The sequence below is a fragment of the Paenibacillus sp. FSL L8-0333 genome (assembly GCF_037965665.1).
In the GTDB taxonomy this organism is placed as follows: domain Bacteria; phylum Bacillota; class Bacilli; order Paenibacillales; family Paenibacillaceae; genus Paenibacillus_AQ; species Paenibacillus_AQ odorifer.
Map to the genome: position 1 here is coordinate 6,264,258 of NZ_CP150186.1, position 18,740 is coordinate 6,282,997.

Annotated in this window: 10 protein-coding genes; 3 read left to right on the forward strand and 7 right to left on the reverse strand. The window is 44.8% G+C overall.

Features of this window, described 5'->3' with window-relative positions:
* Positions 1-100: 100 nt before the first annotated feature.
* Complete coding sequence (locus NYE72_RS28045; protein WP_339210907.1) at positions 101-2,854, forward strand: O-antigen ligase family protein; 2,754 nt, start codon at positions 101-103, stop codon at positions 2,852-2,854.
* A gap of 71 nt (positions 2,855-2,925) precedes the next feature.
* Here the strand turns inward: NYE72_RS28045 and galU are convergent, their stop codons facing one another.
* From galU to uvrB, 7 genes are all read right to left on the reverse strand, one after another.
* Positions 2,926-3,813 (reverse strand): UTP--glucose-1-phosphate uridylyltransferase GalU, encoded by an 888-nt coding sequence (gene galU, locus NYE72_RS28050; RefSeq protein WP_036678633.1) that lies wholly within the window; start codon positions 3,811-3,813, stop codon positions 2,926-2,928.
* A 318-nt stretch (positions 3,814-4,131) separates the two neighbouring features.
* Positions 4,132-6,654, reverse strand: coding sequence for a DUF3656 domain-containing protein (locus NYE72_RS28055; protein WP_339210909.1), 2,523 nt, complete (start codon positions 6,652-6,654; stop codon positions 4,132-4,134).
* Between the two features lie 595 nt (positions 6,655-7,249).
* Complete coding sequence (locus tag NYE72_RS28060) at positions 7,250-9,163, reverse strand: stalk domain-containing protein (RefSeq protein ID WP_339210910.1); 1,914 nt, start codon at positions 9,161-9,163, stop codon at positions 7,250-7,252.
* 27 nt (positions 9,164-9,190) lie between these two features.
* Entirely contained in the window at positions 9,191-10,240 is a 1,050-nt protein-coding gene (locus tag NYE72_RS28065; protein ID WP_339212121.1) for a trypsin-like peptidase domain-containing protein, read from the reverse strand.
* Positions 10,241-10,416: 176 nt separating this feature from the next.
* A complete protein-coding gene (locus NYE72_RS28070; protein ID WP_036678627.1) occupies positions 10,417-10,626 on the reverse strand; it encodes a DUF2759 family protein in 210 nt (69 codons plus the stop codon).
* 963 nt (positions 10,627-11,589) lie between these two features.
* Positions 11,590-14,463 (reverse strand): excinuclease ABC subunit UvrA, encoded by a 2,874-nt coding sequence (gene uvrA / locus NYE72_RS28075; RefSeq protein WP_036678625.1) that lies wholly within the window; start codon positions 14,461-14,463, stop codon positions 11,590-11,592.
* 495 nt (positions 14,464-14,958) lie between these two features.
* Complete coding sequence (gene uvrB / locus NYE72_RS28080; RefSeq protein WP_036678623.1) at positions 14,959-16,950, reverse strand: excinuclease ABC subunit UvrB; 1,992 nt, start codon at positions 16,948-16,950, stop codon at positions 14,959-14,961.
* A 179-nt stretch (positions 16,951-17,129) separates the two neighbouring features.
* Between uvrB and NYE72_RS28085 the strand changes: the two genes are divergently transcribed.
* Entirely contained in the window at positions 17,130-17,912 is a 783-nt protein-coding gene (locus tag NYE72_RS28085) for a flagellar motor protein (RefSeq protein WP_038573511.1), read from the forward strand.
* Complete coding sequence (locus tag NYE72_RS28090) at positions 17,909-18,739, forward strand: flagellar motor protein MotB (protein WP_036678617.1); 831 nt, start codon at positions 17,909-17,911, stop codon at positions 18,737-18,739. The genes NYE72_RS28085 and NYE72_RS28090 overlap by 4 nt, the downstream gene beginning before the upstream one ends.
* Position 18,740: the final 1 nt, after the last annotated feature.

The window sequence follows — 18,740 nt, forward strand, 5'->3', positions numbered from 1 at the left end:
CGTTTATTATTAATGTATTTATTATTAATGATAAAAAGTAGTTAGGTCGCCTTACATATGTTAAAATATCCACGTACCTACAGGAAAAGGAGATTATAACGTGTCGAAACCAGTATACGGTAAAAACGCCGCTCAGTCGAGAAATGTTGAAAAGATAGCAAGTCCGATATGGGCATTAGTTGTTGGTTTTATTCTATTTTTGTGTTGGACCCCATTTCAAGTGGGATTGTTTAATGGATCGCTAGTAGATTACGAGAAGCCAATATATGTATCCGCACTATTAAGCGCACTGATGCTGCTAGTCTGTGTTGGCTTGAACTACAAAAAATTCAAGCTTGAAGAGCAGAGTGATTTAGTAGCTTGGGCAGCGTTATTGCTCCCTGTGACCTATGCTCTGTCACTGTTTGTCGCAGTTTCGCATTATACGGCGATGAATATGCTGTTCATTCAGTGTACATATGCCGCAGTTTTCATTATAGCCTTTTATCTCATGAAGCAAAAGCAAGTAAATGTTGTCATTCAAAATGCTATATTAGCGATTGCGTATTTTATAGTGGGTTTTGGACTTTTAAATTGGCTAGGCAGTAGTAAATTAGCAGGAAATCTTATAGGTTGGTTCTCAAACACTGTCCGAAATGATGTCTATTTAGATGCTGTTATGACTGACTCTAACGGACTTCGTCTGACTTCGATCTTTCAGTACGCAAACACGTACGCTGCCTTCTTGATGGCCTTTCTATTTGTAGCAATATTCGCGCTTATTCGCTCTAAAAATTGGTATGGAACGTTAACACACAGCTTTATGTTGGTACCTATCATTGTTTCTATCCTACTGACGTTATCTCGTGGCGGCTTAGTCCTGCTACCTGTAGTATTCATACTCCTACTTCTATTCCTAAAACCTGCACAGCAAATCCTTTGGATTCTGCATCTAGGAGTTGCTGGTATTGCTTCGCTACTAATTACAACTCCAGTGACCAATCTGGGCTTAGAGTTAAATACAAATTTCACTTCATCCGCTGCCTTAAAGGGTTGGGGATACCTGCTGGGTGCTTCAATAGTTGTTGCCATTATCGGCTGGGTGATCCAACGTTTCGTATCTCCATGGTTACATATGAAATTGGAGAAAGTGTCGTCCCGTAAACTGACGGGTCTATGGATCCCACTCGGATCAGTTGTGCTGGTAGCCATTGTAGCATTCTTGCTCATTGGTACAAGTGCAAAAAGCATCTTACCCGACAATATGGAGACTCGCCTAGAGAACATCAACTTCCAACAACATAGCGTACTCGAGCGGATTACTTTTTATAAGGATGCCTTGAAGGTGGTTAAGGATTATCCGATCCTCGGTGCTGGTGGAGGAGGCTGGGCATCACTCTATGAGCATTATCAGAATAACCCTTATACAAGCCGGCAGGTGCATAACTTCTTCTTACAATTTCTCATTGAAGTAGGTATTGTTGGATTTATCATCTTTATGAGCTTCATTCTGTATATCTTCTATAAATATATTCGTGGATATGTAAAACGGGATAAGAATGAATTCGAGAATGGTTTCTTCTATTTAATTATTGCTCTATCTATTCTTGTGCACAGTCTACTTGATTTCAATATGAGTTATGCCTTTATGGGCATACTAGTTTTTATTGGTCTTGCTGGAATGGCAGCTGTTATGGATAGCAAGCCACTGCGGAAAAATTGGAATAAAGCGGGCATCCGTTTTGGATACCTCGCTGTGCTTTCTTTAGGAACCTTGTTCCTAGTGTTCTTATCAATTAGCTATATTGGCTCCAGTAACTCCGCTTTGAAAGCTAAACAATTACGGGGTTATAGCAATTCTTACGAAGAGCTTAGAGCTCCCTTGATAGAGACTTTGAACAAACGCCCAAGCCATCCAGAATCGACAATTTATCTTTCAGCCTTGGATCAGCAGGTATTTAGCCAGACCCAAGAGGAACAGTTCCTTGACGAATCTTACAGTGTATTAACTCGCGCACTCAAAGATGAGCCATACAACAAAAATCTTCTGCTCCAATTAGTGAGCTACTACGATCTGAAAGGTCAAAGTAACGTCGCCTTGGGTATTTACCGTGACAACGCAGATAAGTTCGACTGGGATATCGATTGGTATGATGCAATAATCAGCCGTTCTTTTGCATTAGGTCAGCAAGCACTTAATCAAAAGGATGAGACAAAGAAACAAGAGTATTTCAATGAAGCGCAAGAAGCATATAATCATGTTCTTGCTGGGATTGAACATCTGAAGACTCTTCCACCAGAACAACTGCAAGGGCGTCCTTTCTCAGTAACGCCAACTATCGCTTTAAACGTTGGCAAAATGCAACTTTTATCCGGACAAGAGGATGCGGCGAAGACCACTCTCAAGCTTAATTCAGATGCTAATTACACGGATATCATGAACAGTGAAACTCCATGGGATATAAATTGGTACAGTTCACTCATCAGCCGTTCATTTGATTTGGGGCAGGCAGCTTATGCACAACAAGATAATCCAGATAGAATAGACAACATGAAAGCTGGCTTTGTTATTGGGCTTTTGGCCTACGATCATGTACTTGCGGATAATGATCCTTCGAAGACATTTAATCCGGATGTGACACTGAAGGTAGGAAAGATGCAGTATATGTCTGGAAAGATACAAATTGCAGCCTCTATCTTAAAAACAGCCTTAAGCCAAGATTTCGCTGATGCAACCAATCGTGAGATTGCCCGTTGGTACCTAGCTGCACTGGCGAAAACTGGTGGCGAGGATCAGGCACTATACGATTCGCTGATCGCAGCTGATCCTGCGGAAGCAGCACAAGTTGAGGCCATTACAAATTCACAATTTTAAAAAAGAATGAAACCCTAAAAGCGCGCCACTGTAATTACAGTGGCGCGCCTTTTTTATTTTATGAGATTTACTTATAGCCCAACCTTAGCTGCTTCGCTCTCGACAAGCTCTTTCATATAACGAAGCAAGTCATCTTTAAGCTCCTCGTGTTGAAGTGCATAATGAATGGTAGTCTGGATAAAGCCCATTTTCTCACCCACATCATGACGTTTACCTTCAAAGTCATAGGCAATAATTCGTTCAACCTCGCTTAGACGTGCTATCGCATCAGTAAGTTGGATCTCTCCACCTACACCTACCTGCTGCTCACCTAGCATATCGAAGATACGTGGAGTTAAGATGTATCGTCCTAAAATTGCTAGATTAGAAGGAGCCTCTTCTCTCTTTGGCTTTTCTACTAGACGATTAGCTTTATATACCCGTTCTGCCAAAGGCGAAGCATCTACAACACCATACCGTGATACTTCTTCCCATGGAACAGGCTGAACACCCACGATAGAAGATTTATACTCGTCATAAACATCTATCATCTGTTTGAGACAAGGTTTATTCGCTTCAACAATATCATCGCCTAGCAGGACAGCAAACGGTTCGTTTCCTATGAATTTACGTGCACACCAAATTGCATGTCCGAGACCTCTTGGTTCTTTTTGACGAATGTAGTGGATATCTGCCATTTCGGAAGATTTACGAACGGATTCAAGCAGCTCCCACTTCTGCTTCTCTGCTAAGTTAAATTCCAGTTCAAAAGAGTTATCAAAGTGGTCTTCAATCGCACGTTTACCTTTCCCTGTTACAATAATAATATCCTCGATCCCGGAAGCAACAGCTTCTTCAACAATATATTGGATCGTCGGTTTATCTACAATCGGTAGCATTTCTTTAGGCATTGCTTTGGTCGCAGGCAAAAAACGGGTACCAAGACCTGCGGCTGGTATAATGGCTTTACGGATTTTCATCACATTAACTCCTTCTGTCGGATACTCTTCCATTCTAAATACTCAGTATGTAAAATGGCATATTTCCTTCAATTATAGCAGTTATAGCAGATTTATGTCAGAGTGTTTGTTATATTTGTATATCTATTCCAATGAAATAAGAGGGCAGGAATTATAATCAAATTGCTATTTTAAATACTTTGCTGACCCCATAATATACTATTATTTAGTATATGCAAATTAGGGTGAGGACGAGATCAAATCTAATAAAAAGGGCTAAGCAATACCAGCATCTACCTGGTAGTTACTTAGCCCTTTTTCTTTAACTCTTAACTCTTATTACTTCGCGTTCACCAATTGCCCACGCGTTACGCCAAGTTGGTTAGTAGCCTTTAGGCTCTTCCATACCTGCGTACCAGAGATTTCACCACGCAGAGCGCGGCTGTAGAGGCTGATTACCTCAGCCACTTGCTCTGGCGTCTCTTCCAAGAACTCCACACGGTATGAAGATACTCCTAGGTCACGGAAATTATTCAGATACTCCGCACCAGACTGCTCAACAGCGTTATAGACGGTATTACGGCAGCCTTCATCCACACGAACTGGATGTGACATTCCAATACGGTCTTGCAAGGAAGCACGGTGCTCTTCACAAGGACGACCACAGTTCGTATAGTCAGTGCCTTCACTCATAAAGGTACAGTACACACAGTGTTCAGTATGGAACATCGGCAAATGCTGATGGATAACGACCTCCATCCGGGACGTATCACTGTGCTCAAGCAGATCGACCATCTGTTGAATGTTCAAGTCATAGGATGGCGTTACTATGTCACAGCCAGCCTCAAGGAACAAATCCACTGCTTTATGATTGGCGATATTCAGTGAGAAATCACCGATCAGGCGTGGATGCACAGCATCCGGTTGCTCCTGGCGGCGGCGCAGATAATAATATAACGCGCCTGTATTACGCACGAGCACAGCATCCGGCTGCAAGCGAAGAATATTCGCGTGGTAGCCGTTCTCGCCTGGCATATGAATGCGCGGCGTGGCCAGCGCTATGCTAGCCCCTGCAGCCCGTACCGCATCTACCGCTGCCGGGAACTGCTTGATAAACTCGAAGTCGGCGTAGATGTTTCTCACGCCGGCCTCGAGCGCAGCCTGCACCTGCGGCAGGCTGCGGCACAGCGCGGTGAGCTCCGCTTCACCAGCGCGCTGCGGAGCGACACCCCTGCGGGTGGCGTCGCCGTAAACCTCGATCGCCCGTTTCACGTAGACGGGCGGTTTCGGGCGCTCGCCCGCAAGCAGCTCCACCGCTTGGCGGCGGATGCTGTTCAGCTCGCGCATAGGGACGATGACTTCGCCTTGCAGATGCGACTCCAACGCGTCAAGCTGGAACACGGTCCCGCCCAGGCGGCCGAATTGTTCTTCCAGCAGCGCGGTATCCATCGGACGCTTTTGCGCGGCTTCCAGCGCGAGCTCCGAGTCCACACGGACGGTAACGTTCTTCTGAACGTCCGTCCACCAAGTCGTCAGCTTCTCGCCGACGCAGCCTTGCACTCTAACATGTACCGGAAATACCCGGTACGGCTTTTCAGTTTCATAAGTCTGGCGCAGCGCCTTATCTAACGCAGGGTCATTTGTCTTCCAAATGCGGTCACCGACATTTAGACGACGAAGATCCACATCATTACGACCGGCTACGATGTCGATGATCCAGCCTTCTCCGGCTTCGCCTTCCAGCTTCACACCTTTACGACGAAGGTCGTAGACACGACCGCCTTCTTCTTTTTTCGTCGGATCCCCAGCGTCAAAAACAATTCCGTCCCCACGCTTAAGCGGTGCATGAATACGGCAGACCACTCCGTCACGCAGAATTTGCTCAACAGTCCCCAAATATACACCACGGCTTTTTGGGAAAGTCCCGTCTACCAGTTTCTTATTGTTCGTTCCATCCAGGAAACCATGTGTAAACCCGCGGGAGAAGCTTTGTTGCAGCTCACGCACCTCCTCCTTCGAAGGTTTAGACAGATCGCCTTCAAAATACCGATCAATCGCTTTACGATACTTACTAACTACATTCGCTACATATTCCGGGCTTTTGAGGCGACCTTCGATTTTAAAAGAAGTCACACCCGCCTCGATCAGCTCAGGCATTAGATCAATTGCTGCCAGGTCCTTAGGAGAGAGCAAATAAGTTACGTCTCCCATAGGTTTTACCTCACCATCCACCATCAGATCATAAGGCAGGCGGCAAGCCTGCGCACATTCACCGCGGTTGGCAGAACGTCCGCCCCACATTTCAGAGGTCAGACATTGACCGGAGTAGGAAACACACAAAGCACCGTGTACGAATACTTCCATCGGCAGGCGGGCTTGCTCCCCGATCGTACGAATTTGTTTCAGATTGTTCTCACGACCTAATACCACACGTTCCAAACTAAAAGGTTTAGTAAACTCGACCGCTTCCGGCGAAGTAATGGTCATCTGTGTCGATCCGTGAATCGGGAAATCCGGTGAGATTTCGCGGATCATTTTGACCAAACCTAAATCTTGTACAATTACTGCGTCCACGCCAGCATCCACGCATGCATCAATCAGTTCTTTTGCATCAGACAATTCATTTTCAAAAACCAGTATATTAAAGGTCAAAAAGCCCTTCACACCATAGCTATGCAAAAACGCCATAATTTCCGACAGCTCGTCCATGCGAAAGTTGTTCGCTCTGGCCCGTGCATTAAACTTCTCTACGCCAAAAAAGATAGCATCCGCTCCGTTTGCTACCGCTGCACGCATGCAGTCCCAATCACCTGCGGGTGCCAATAGCTCCACGTCTTCTCTGCGTATTTGTTGCTCTTTCATTTATATCCTCCCAAACCGCCATTTGACGGGTCATTTCTAGTTGATTAACTTGATAATTGTATCAAATATCACACTTGAGCGCTATGCGTTTACCAACATTTATATAGAATAAAAGTCATAATGCTGTCAGGAAGCTGACTTCTTGCCTATTGCACTTTACTCCATGAATGTTGTAGAACATGCAACTTTATTGCCTAATCCAGCGCTTCGACAACTAAATGTTGTACATAAAGCATCATTCTCACACTCTAGTATCGACAACCGGCACAAAAAGTTGCAACATTTACAACAATTCACTAGGAATTCCGTGACATACGAGACATACGATAGAATGTTGTATCAAATACATCAATCCATCCTTTAGCTATTCACATTATGCCCAACTTGGATAACATTGGCTCCAAATCTCCTAAAACAACCCTTCTATCGGTTCAAAGTAACAAATATATGTATTTTTAATAATAGGCCGAATCCCTTTTCCCTCTTTATACAAAAAAAGAACGCCCCAAGCCAAATCGGCAACTGGGACGTTCTTCGTCTGATTGAATTATACGCTTCTATTCGTGTGTCAGCTACGACATTGGTACTCTTTTAACTACTTGCTGCCTGTAAACCGAAACGATTGTAACGTCTTGTCTAATAGAGCCTGCTGTTCTGCAGTGGCATTGGCATCATTCAGCGTAACGGTAATCATGTAGACCACATCATTTTTACCAAACACAACCTGCTTGCTGCGAAGAGGGATACCATTTTTGATTTGATGTGCAGTTATGATCGTAGCAGGGACATCCGCAAAGGTAGACTCCACTACACTTTCTATACGAGGGCCTTTGGGATCATTATTTTTATTTTGATAAGCATCTTTGAGAACATTAACTGTATAATCCACTGAACCCTCGGATTTTGAGTTGATCTGTAGACGTCCTCCGCTGAAGCGATATTCAATCGACTGCGTCTCAAAAATATCCTGATAAGGTGTCCATAAACTTGGAATATCAATGGCATAACCGTAGGTTTTGGATACTTTGGTTAATGTCTTATTTTTGAGCGTCTTATAATCATCACTAGCGAGTCGCCCGAAGTTCTCCTTCAGCAGATCAAAATCAATATCAATAGAGGATATGATGGCTTTGAATTTTGCCTTATCGTCATCTTGCCCAGCAGCTGTTACATATTCAAAATAATAGCGATACCCATTTTTGAGTATGAGAGCTTGATATTCTGTAGTAACACCGTTGCCGTAATTTAGCTGTAGCTCATTGATTTGTGCAGATACACCGGAGATCTCCGACTTGTTGCTGTCTTTCAGAACATAAGCATCCGCTACAAAGTTTTCTTTAGTTTTCGTTTTCAGATCTTCAGCCCAGCTCTCTAGTGTAGAACCAGCAGGTCCCGAGGTAACTGCCACACTCAGATGACTTCCCTGCTTACTCTCGTAATAGAGATGCTGGTCATCCTTACTCCAATCTGCGGGAACCTGTAGCGAAATCCCATAGTCTTCATTGTACGCGTCACGCAATCCATTTTTGACCGTAGAAAGATCACGGATTTTTTTGTTTTTAGTATCAAAAGAAGGCTGGAAAGAGTTAAGTAATCCTGTGTATTTAGCAAAATCTTTATAATTAACTGCTTTGTTATCCGTCAAATAAATCTCGTAGAGTCGACCTTCAGCATATAACAGTCTACTTTCCCAGAGCGCTCCACTGGAATCTTTACTGATCAATCTAGCATAAGGTATCGCGGCTTTGGGGAACGACTCCCGATCCAATATCAACTCCCCACCTGCCTCGACCTCCCGAACCAGCTGTTCCAGCAGCCCTTCCGCATCTACCGCAACCGCCTGGTCACTTACATGAATCTCCACATAATATAGATTGTCCGCACTTGAAAAGGTAGCCACACTTTCATCCCCACCGCTATTTCCAGCGATCAGCCCAGAGGGATAATTCAGTGTCCATTGAAAATAGCTGTTTCCAATTTGAGTCTTACCAACATCGCTGTCAATCCCAGTATCCTCTGGCGTATCTTCTTCGTTGTCTACAGGAACTAGGGTAACCATAAGCTCACCCCCACTCCCTTGAGTAAGGGTCGCACCTAACACATCAGCCATAAAACGTAGCGGTACCATCAGCACATCTGAAACCATCCGGGGCGCTGAGCCCAGTTTAACTTTGATTCCATCCTTCCAAGCGATATCACTCCCAATCGTCATCACCCCTGAATGAGTACCGTAGGTTACTTTTACAACATCGTTCTGCTCTAAGGAAACATTGCTGCCAAACGTCTTTTTAAAAACCCCAAGCGGGACCATAACCGTTCCGTTCTCCCTATAAGGCCGCTCAATAGCCACCTTCTTACCATTCACCGTAGCTGAAGTACTGCCAACTTTTAGACTCAGCTGTTGCTTGTCTCCTTCTGAAGCTAATGCTGTTTGTATGGGTAATATAGAAAATAGCAGTAATACGGCCAACATCGCACAAAATCCTTGCTTTAAAATTTTTAAGCCCATTTACCGTCCCCCTCTCCAGTTTGCTGATCACTCTTCCGCGTGCTCGTCCCCATCCGTTTCATAATCATCTCCGCTTAACAACGGATCACCTTGAGTGAGCACGAGTTTACGGACGACGATATCCCCATCGCTTTGCATAACCAGCCGCACAGTTGCTCCCGGCAGGTAGCTTTTGAACAATTCATTAATATCAACTAGTGAGACCACACGATGCCCGTCGATGCTATATAAGACGTCCTCTTCAGCAATCCCTGACTTGAGTGCTTCTGAAGACACCACCTTCGTGACGGACAGCGGGTCCAGCGTTGGCAATCCCACAACCGTAGACCAGCTTGCCTCCAGCTCTAGCCCCAGACTCGGATGCTGGACCTCACCATATTTTAAAAGCTGGTTCATAATATACTGCACAGTATTCGCTGGAATCGAAAACCCCATATTTTCCACACCCACCGCTGAGTATTTCAGGCTGTTGATTCCCAGCACCTCACCTTTCATATTTACTAGCGGCCCTCCGCTATTTCCGGGATTAATCGCTGTGTCACTCTGGATAAGACGATAAGCCGCATCTACCTCACGGTTAAGACCACTTATAACGCCTACAGTCGCTGAATTTCGTAGAGAAAAGCTAATCGGTGTTCCGATAGCAATAACCTTCTCCCCAACCACTGTTTTGCTATTCGCTGGAATAAACTTGGCGGGCTTTAAATGGGTGGCATTGATTTTGATCAGCGCCAGATCGCTAACTTCATCCAGATATGTTTCTTTAACGCTGTAAGTTTTGGAGTCCGAAGTGACTACTATGGCATTTTGCAGATCCTTGATTACATGAGCATTGGTTATAATCCATCCGTTCGATTTCACAATGATGCCGGAGCCATGCGTCAGATTGTACCGATCATCCAGGCCACTATTCCCGCCACTCTCATCTTTGCCGATAATGCCCACAACAGAAGGAGTGATACTTTTAATAATTCCAGGTATCGGATCTTCTGCCGCTGCTTTACTAACCACCTTACTAGTACTATCAAAAGCAAATACCGACTGACTCCATACTCCCGACAGCACTACGCCGCACAGTAATAGACCTAATCCTTTCTTCACCAGCTTCTCCCCAATACTCCTCATTCCTCACCAGACCCTCTCTTTGCTAATGGATAAATTTAACATTATATAATTTGAAAAAAGACGCCTTCAATGCGCCCATGGCGTTAAAGGAGTCTTTTGGTGCAAAGCTGTTCAATTTAGTTCTTTCATTAACTTAACCAATGCATCACCATGGCATAGTCAGAGATCACAAAAACCAGCAAGCTAACGGCTCCAAAACCAATGGCAAATTTGTTCTTCTGGGGAGCTTTCAATAGTCGAACAACCCCGACCAAAATCAAGATGGTAAATAAAATCATAAACACATCAAAGGTATGAAATTTAGACGGTCCTTGCGCGGCAACTTCTGCAAGCAGCATAACCTTACCTCCTCAAAAATGTTGTCAAGCAAGATCCAGTAATCCCCATATCACCTTCTATGTTATCGCTACCATTTGGGCGATGCAATAGGTTTTGTAGAAAAATTATGTATTTGTCGCAAAAAATATATTTTATCCCTGCAAAATCCGTAATAACGATGAGATTGATCACTGACAATTGGGGTGGCTTAGTGAAAGTGCTGTGAGTCCAATCAACTCTATCGTCATGAAGGTTACAATAGAAAGTCCGTTAACCGCTATAGAGATAAGATAAATTGAGCAGTGAATTGAAATTAAAATTGAAATACAGAACTTAGAACTTAACATTCTGAGCTCAAAATTTAGGTTTTTAAAGAATTAGGGAAATTCTCCCTAAAATTGTCCGATTAACAGTTCATTTTGTGGTTATCAGGGAATTCCTCCCTAAAAATCATTAGAAAACCGGGTATATGAGTAAATTCACCCGATAATTGGGGAGATTTTCCCGGATTTTACCTTATATGATCTAAAAACTCGGATTTTCAGGGAGGTTTTCCCTAATCTAACAAACAGTTATTTGATAGAGTGATATGATGATTAATTATTCGGTTTTCAAGGAACTTTTGGCCCTAACGTTAATCAATTACTTGTTAACCCTATCAACAGAATACTCCTCATTGAATCTTACTACGAACATGTCCTACATATGCCTACCTTGCCTATTATTAAATCCATTTTTTCTATAGAATTCGTATAACTTTTGCTAGAAATATCACATCATATATCTATGAGCCATCTTTCGCACAATTACCAGATAATCCTACAACGCCTTAAGTGGCTTTGACTCCATTCTAGAGGACGAGGTTAGCTATTAGCTGTTAGTTGTCAGATGTTTCCCTTCAAGAAATTATTGCTTACAACCTACAATAAAAGCCCCGGCAAGATACCGAGGCCTTATTATACATAGGTTATATTACTCACTGTTTATTTGGTTTCCGCCGTCTCAAGCATAAGCGCTTCGGTCCGCTCTGTATCACGAATCAGAACCGGCTTCAGATATTTACCTGTGTAAGACTCTGTGACAGTAATGATCTTCTCCGGTGTTCCTGTTGCCAGGACGGTACCACCGCCGCTACCACCTTCCGGTCCCATATCGATGATATAATCCGCTGTCTTGATTACATCCAGATTATGTTCAATAACAAGAACCGATTCTCCGGAATCCACCAAACGATGCAATACCTCAAGCAGACGACCAATGTCATCTACATGCAGACCTGTCGTAGGCTCATCCAAAATATAAAGTGTTTTACCCGTGCTGCGACGGTAGAGCTCAGAAGCCAATTTTACCCGCTGTGCTTCACCACCGGATAAAGTGGTTCCCGGTTGACCAATCTTAATATAACCAAGTCCTACATCCATCAGTGTTTGCATTTTACGATGGATACGCGGAATATTCACAAAAAACTCTGTTGCGTCCTCTACCGTCATCTCTAACACATCTGAAATGTTTTTGCCTTTATATTTCACTTCTAGTGTCTCGCGGTTATACCGTTTGCCTTTACATACTTCGCAAGGGACATATACGTCCGGCAAGAAGTGCATCTCAATCTTAATGATCCCGTCTCCACGGCAAGCTTCACAACGTCCGCCTTTTACGTTAAAGCTGAAGCGTCCCTTTTGGAAACCACGTACCTTAGCCTCATTTGTCTTGGAGAATAGGTCACGGATGTCATCGAATACACCTGTATAAGTTGCTGGGTTGGAGCGCGGTGTCCGCCCGATTGGCGACTGATCGATTTCAATAACCTTATCGAGATTTTCTAGTCCACGAATTTCTTTATGCTGACCAGGACGCACCTTCACAGCCTTATTCAGCTGCCGTGCTAAACTCTTGTAAAGAATCTCGTTGATAAGCGAGGATTTACCGGAACCCGATACACCTGTCACCGCTGTAAATACACCTAATGGAATCTTCACATTCACATTTTTCAGGTTATTCTCTTTAGCACCACGTATTTCTACCCATCGATCATCGGTAGGACGGCGTTTAGCGGTAACCGGAATAAATTTACGTCCACTTAAATATTCACCCGTTAATGAATTTGGATCTTTCATAATCTCTTCTGGCGTCCCTTGAGCCATAACTTGTCCACCATGAATACCTGCGCCCGGACCAATATCAATAATATAATCCGCTGCCATCATCGTATCTTCGTCATGCTCTACAACAATCAGCGTGTTGCCTAAATCACGCATATGCGCAAGCGTAGAGATCAGGCGATCATTGTCCCGTTGATGCAAGCCAATACTTGGCTCATCCAGAATGTACAATACACCCATGAGACTTGAACCGATCTGAGTAGCCAACCGAATACGCTGCGCCTCACCACCGGAAAGCGAACCCGCTGCACGGCTAAGCGTCAAATAATCCAAGCCTACATTCACAAGGAATCCAAGCCGATTGCAGATCTCTTTTAGAATGAGGTTGGCGATGGCTGTTTCTTTTTCACTCAATTTTATCTCTTCAAACCAATGCTGGCAGTCTCCTATTGAAAGGTCCGTAACATCAGAAATATTATGATCATTGATAGTCACAGCTAATATTTCTTTTTTCAGACGTTTACCTTTACATACATGACATGGCTTAGCACTCATAAACCCTTCGATAAATTCACGAATACCATCCGAAGCAGTTTCACGGTAACGCCGCTCTAGGTTAGGTATAATCCCTTCAAAGGCAACCATCGCATCTTTCTTTTGACCGAAATCATTTTCATAACGGAAGCGGACCTTCTCACTGCCTGTTCCGTTCAGTAATTTATTCATATGATCAGGTGTCAGACTGCTTACCGGAACGTTCTGTGGAATTTTAAAGTGTTCACAAACCGACTTCAGGAATTGCGGATAGTAATTAGAAGTACTTCCAGTCCAAGCTAAAAAAGCACCTTCTTCGATGGATTTCTCAGCATCAGGAATAAGCAGGTCTGGATCGACCACCATCTTCATGCCAAGTCCATCACACTCTGTACAAGCTCCAAACGGACTGTTGAAAGAGAACATCCGTGGTGCCAGCTCTTCAATACTAAAACCACAAATTGGACAAGCAAAGTTAGAGCTGAAAAGCAGCTCTTCCTGGCCGATGATATCCACAAGGATTTTACCGCCCGAAAGCTTAAGCGCCGTCTCCAGTGAATCCGTCAGCCGGGTCTCCACATCGTCTTTAACAACGATCCGGTCTACCACAACTTCTATTGTATGTTTTTTATTCTTTTCTAGTTCAATATCCTCAGACAGATCTCTTAGTTCCCCGTCCACACGCACACGTACGAAGCCTTGCTTAGAGATATCTGTGAAGAGCCCTTTATGCTCACCTTTACGTCCTGAAATGATTGGCGCCAGGATCTGCAACCGAGTTTTCTCGGGATACTGCATAATCCGGTCTACCATCTGTTCAACGGTCTGGGAGGTAATCTCAATACCATGCTCTGGGCAATGGGGATGACCAATACGTGCAAAGAGCAACCGCAAATAGTCATAAATCTCCGTCACTGTACCTACCGTGGAGCGTGGGTTCCGGCTTGTTGTCTTCTGATCTATAGATATCGCCGGGGACAAACCATCAATTGAATCCACATCTGGTTTCTCCATTTGTCCCAAAAACTGACGTGCATAAGCCGACAAAGATTCAACATAACGCCGTTGTCCTTCAGCATAAATCGTATCAAATGCAAGCGATGATTTACCTGAGCCGCTAAGTCCCGTCAGCACGACGAAACGGTCACGTGGAATCGTCACATCGATGTTTTTGAGATTGTGCGCCCTCGCGCCTTTAATTACAATATTTTCGTTCGCCAACGGAACCTCTCCTTTTAAAAAAAACTATTTCAACCTTATTTCAAAATATTCTCAAAGCCTTTTCAAAGCCTTTCGATCCCTCCCAAACCCTCCCTTCCAAGGGAGGGCCCCACGGGTTGCACCCTCTGGACACCCGCATTTTCTGGAGAAGGAGTATGGTGGGACGTAACTTAGTGACTATAATGCTCAGAGCGCTTATCCCTGCGGGACCGCTTGGACATTCTCGTACTACCTAAAAGCAGGTACAAGCAACTGTCATAGACGTTGCATGGTGCTGTCCCTGCGGGATACGCATAAGTGCCAATTCCATTGCATGGTGCTGTCCCTACGGGATACGCGTAAGTGCCAAGTACATTGCGGGCGCTGTCCCTGCGGGATACGTTTAAGTGCCATAAACATTACTGGATACGCGACCCTCTATTGATTCAAAAAGAACGGTCTAGGACAGCACCGTTCAATACCTATTTTAAATATCGGTGATGCATTAATGGTTTGTTACTCAGCCCGAAGCTCCAGCAATGCGTCACGCAGCTCTGCCGCACGTTCGAATTGCAGGTTCTTGGCAGCGTCCTTCATTTCAGCTTCCAGACGCTGGATCAGACTTTGTTTTTCTTTCTTATTCATCTTGCCACCAACACCTGTGAGATAATCGGCTTTAGACTCAGCAACCTTCGTCGCCTCGATGATGTCACGCACTTTTTTATTAATGGTGGTTGGGGTAATGCCATGTTTCTCATTATGAGCAATCTGAATGGCGCGACGGCGCGATGTTTCGCTCATCGCTTTCTCCATCGAATCAGTGATCCGATCACCATACATGATTACACGACCCTCAGAGTTACGAGCCGCACGGCCAATCGTCTGAATTAGTGAACGTTCGGAACGAAGGAACCCTTCTTTATCGGCATCGAGAATTGCAACTAAAGATACCTCCGGTAAGTCGAGACCTTCTCTCAGGAGGTTAATCCCTACCAGGACATGGAACGTACCGAGACGAAGATCCCGCAAGATCGCCATCCGTTCCAGTGTTTTGATGTCAGAGTGCATATAACGAACCTTAATACCGATTTCCTTAAAGTAGTCTGTCAGATCCTCCGACATCTTCTTCGTCAAAGTGGTAACGAGTACACGTTCATCACGTTCGACCCGGTCACGGATTTCGCTAATCAGATCATCGATCTGGCCTTCTGTAGGACGAACCTCAATGATTGGATCCAATAGCCCAGTCGGACGGATAATCTGCTGCACCATAGTTTCGCAGTGTTCCATTTCATAAGGTCCAGGTGTCGCAGAAACGTAAATGATCTGGTTCACTTTATCTTCGAACTCTTCGAACTGAAGCGGACGGTTATCCAGCGCAGAAGGCAGACGGAAACCATGCTCTACCAACACTGTCTTACGCGCCCGGTCACCGTTATACATCGCCCGAATTTGCGGAAGGGTAACATGGGATTCATCTACGACAATTAACATATCATCAGGAAAATAATCCATTAACGTATATGGAGTTGCTCCTGGCTCCCTGAAGGTTAGTGGCCCGGAATAGTTCTCAATCCCCGAACAGAAACCCACTTCCTTCATCATCTCAATGTCGTAACGTGTCCGTTGTTCCAGACGTTGCGCTTCCAGAAGCTTGCCTGCGTCACGAAGCACGGTCAGCCGCTCTTCCAGCTCCCGTTCAATATTGACTATTGCTACACGCATCGTTTCTTCCTTGGTAACAAAGTGAGAAGCCGGAAAAATGGCGACATGGTCGCGTTCACCGATCAATTCACCCGTTAAAACATCAATTTCAGTGATCCGCTCAATCTCATCGCCAAACAATTCAACGCGAATCGCATGTTCACCCTGAGATGCCGGGAAGATTTCAACCACATCACCACGTACACGGAATGTTCCGCGTACAAAATTGATATCATTGCGCTGGTATTGAATATCCACCAGTCTGCTCAGAATCTCATTGCGCGGCTTCTCCATCCCAACCCGCAAGGACAACAGCAAGCTTCCGTATTCCATTGGTGAACCGAGACCGTAAATACAAGACACACTCGCTACAATAATAACGTCACGCCGTTCGAACAAGGAGCTTGTCGCGGAGTGGCGAAGTTTATCAATCTCTTCGTTAATGCTGGAATCTTTCTCAATATAAGTATCGGAGGAGGGAATGTACGCCTCTGGTTGGTAATAGTCGTAGTAGCTGACGAAATAGTCTACCGAATTATTCGGGAAAAACTCCTTAAACTCACTTGCCAGCTGGGCAGCCAGTGTCTTGTTATGCGCAATAACCAGCGTGGGGCGATTTAATTTGGAAATAACTTGCGCGACAGTAAAGGTCTTCCCTGTACCTGTCGCTCCCAGCAGCGTCTGGTGCTTCTTACCCTGCCGGATGCCTTGTAGTAATTCATCTATGGCATGAGGCTGATCGCCCTGGGGTGTATACTCGGACTCCAATTCAAAAGTCTTCGTACTGACGACAATATCACTCATTTGCCCGTCTCCCCTCTATCGTCTAAACTAGATTAATATATTATAATTGTTGTCTGAATCTTCTCTCTCCATACGATAGTAAAAAATATGGAAGATAAGAATATGTGTTCCCGTTCATTATACAGTGTTGCTTAGATCGATGCAAACCATAATACACAGAAATGTTAGGAGCTTGAAGCATGGATATTACCGCAATAATCGGCCTAGTGGCCGGACTGGCTGCGCTAATCGGCGGCTACCTCTGGGAAGGCGGAAGCCTTTCCGGACTGCTGCAGCTTAATGCAGCTTTGATTGTATTTGGAGGTACGATTGCCGCCGTAATGATCAGCTTCCCGGCAGCTAAGCTACGCTCCATTCCCACCGCTCTGCGCATGGCTTTTGGCCGCAATCCTGAACGTGATGAAGAGAAGGCAGAAGAGCTCATCGCAATGGCCACAGTGGCCCGCCGTGGCGGCGTTTTAATGCTCGAAAAACAAGCGGAGGTACATCCTGATCCTTTTACCCGTGAAGGACTGCTGCTTATCGTCGATGGCACTGACCCTGAGCAGGTAAGACAGATTTTGGAATTGGAAATGGATGCGAAAGAATTGAAGCATGAAAGCTACGCCAAGATTTTTGAAGCCGCTGGCGGATATGCTCCAACGATGGGGATCATCGGTACAGTTATGGGACTCATTAGGGTACTGGGCAACCTTACAGACCCATCAAATCTAGGTACCTCTATCGCAGTAGCGTTCACTGCAACACTGTACGGAGTAGCCATCGCTAATCTAATATTTTTACCCATTGCTTCCAAAATCAAATCCCGCAGCCAAAGTGAGCTGCATAGCATGGAGATGCTGCTAGTAGGCATTCTTTCTCTACAAAACGGGGATCATCCGTTGCTGGTGCGTAAAAAACTGAACTCCTTCATTTCAGACACCACCACAGATGACCGTGCAGAAGCAAGAGGTTTTATATGAGACAAAGAGACCGGCGCAAACGGCGGGTAGAGAATCGAGAAAGCCGTGATCGTTGGATGATTACTTACGCAGATCTAATTACGCTTTTACTTATATTTTTCGTTATATTGTATGCGATGAGCAGCCTGGACACTGACAAATACAATATCGTAACCGGCTCTTTATCCCAGACTTTCAAGTCGAGCAGCACTGTTCTTGAAGGCGGAGATGGTATTTTAGATGCTGGAAAGACCCCCGACAACAAACCAGAGAGTACAGATGGGAATGGGAACGCAACTGCAAAACCAAATGACGGTTCTGATAAACAAACGGAGAATGAAACACCTTCAGCACGGGAGTTGGCTTTTCGAGAACAAGAGGCGAAGCTTGCTGAGTTAATGGGTGTGATCACCCACTATGTGGAGGAGAATAATCTCGGTGAACAAATATTTGTAGCCGACAAACCGCAGGGCATAGAAATCACGCTCAGCGACCGTTTTCTTTTTGATGTGGGTAAAGCAGATGTGAAGTCACCAGCCCTTCCTGCTCTTCAGCAGTTGTCAGGCTTATTCAAAGATATCGGGGCAACGATCAGCATTGAAGGACATACGGATAATACACCAGTGTCATCAGCTTCCCGTTATAACGACAATTGGGAGCTATCGGGTGCTCGTGCGCTTTCTGTGCTGCGCTTTTTCTTAGATAATGAAGGACTGAACCCGGACACTTTTCAATATGCAGGTTATGCCGATACCCGACCAACAGCAGATAATACTACGGTAGCAGGCAAACAAAAAAATCGACGCGTAGAGATCATTGTACTTCGACAGCTTCAAGAGGTGGAATAAA

Coding starts and splice junctions, on each gene's coding strand:
- galU (WP_036678633.1), bottom strand. CDS start 3,813: ATGAAAATCCGTAAAGCCATTATACCAGCCGCAGGTCTTGGTACCCGT.
- NYE72_RS28055 (WP_339210909.1), bottom strand. CDS start 6,654: ATGAAAGAGCAACAAATACGCAGAGAAGACGTGGAGCTATTGGCACCC.
- NYE72_RS28060 (WP_339210910.1), bottom strand. CDS start 9,163: ATGGGCTTAAAAATTTTAAAGCAAGGATTTTGTGCGATGTTGGCCGTA.
- NYE72_RS28070 (WP_036678627.1), bottom strand. CDS start 10,626: ATGCTGCTTGCAGAAGTTGCCGCGCAAGGACCGTCTAAATTTCATACC.
- uvrB (WP_036678623.1), bottom strand. CDS start 16,950: ATGAGTGATATTGTCGTCAGTACGAAGACTTTTGAATTGGAGTCCGAG.
- NYE72_RS28085 (WP_038573511.1), top strand. CDS start 17,130: ATGGATATTACCGCAATAATCGGCCTAGTGGCCGGACTGGCTGCGCTA.
- NYE72_RS28090 (WP_036678617.1), top strand. CDS start 17,909: ATGAGACAAAGAGACCGGCGCAAACGGCGGGTAGAGAATCGAGAAAGC.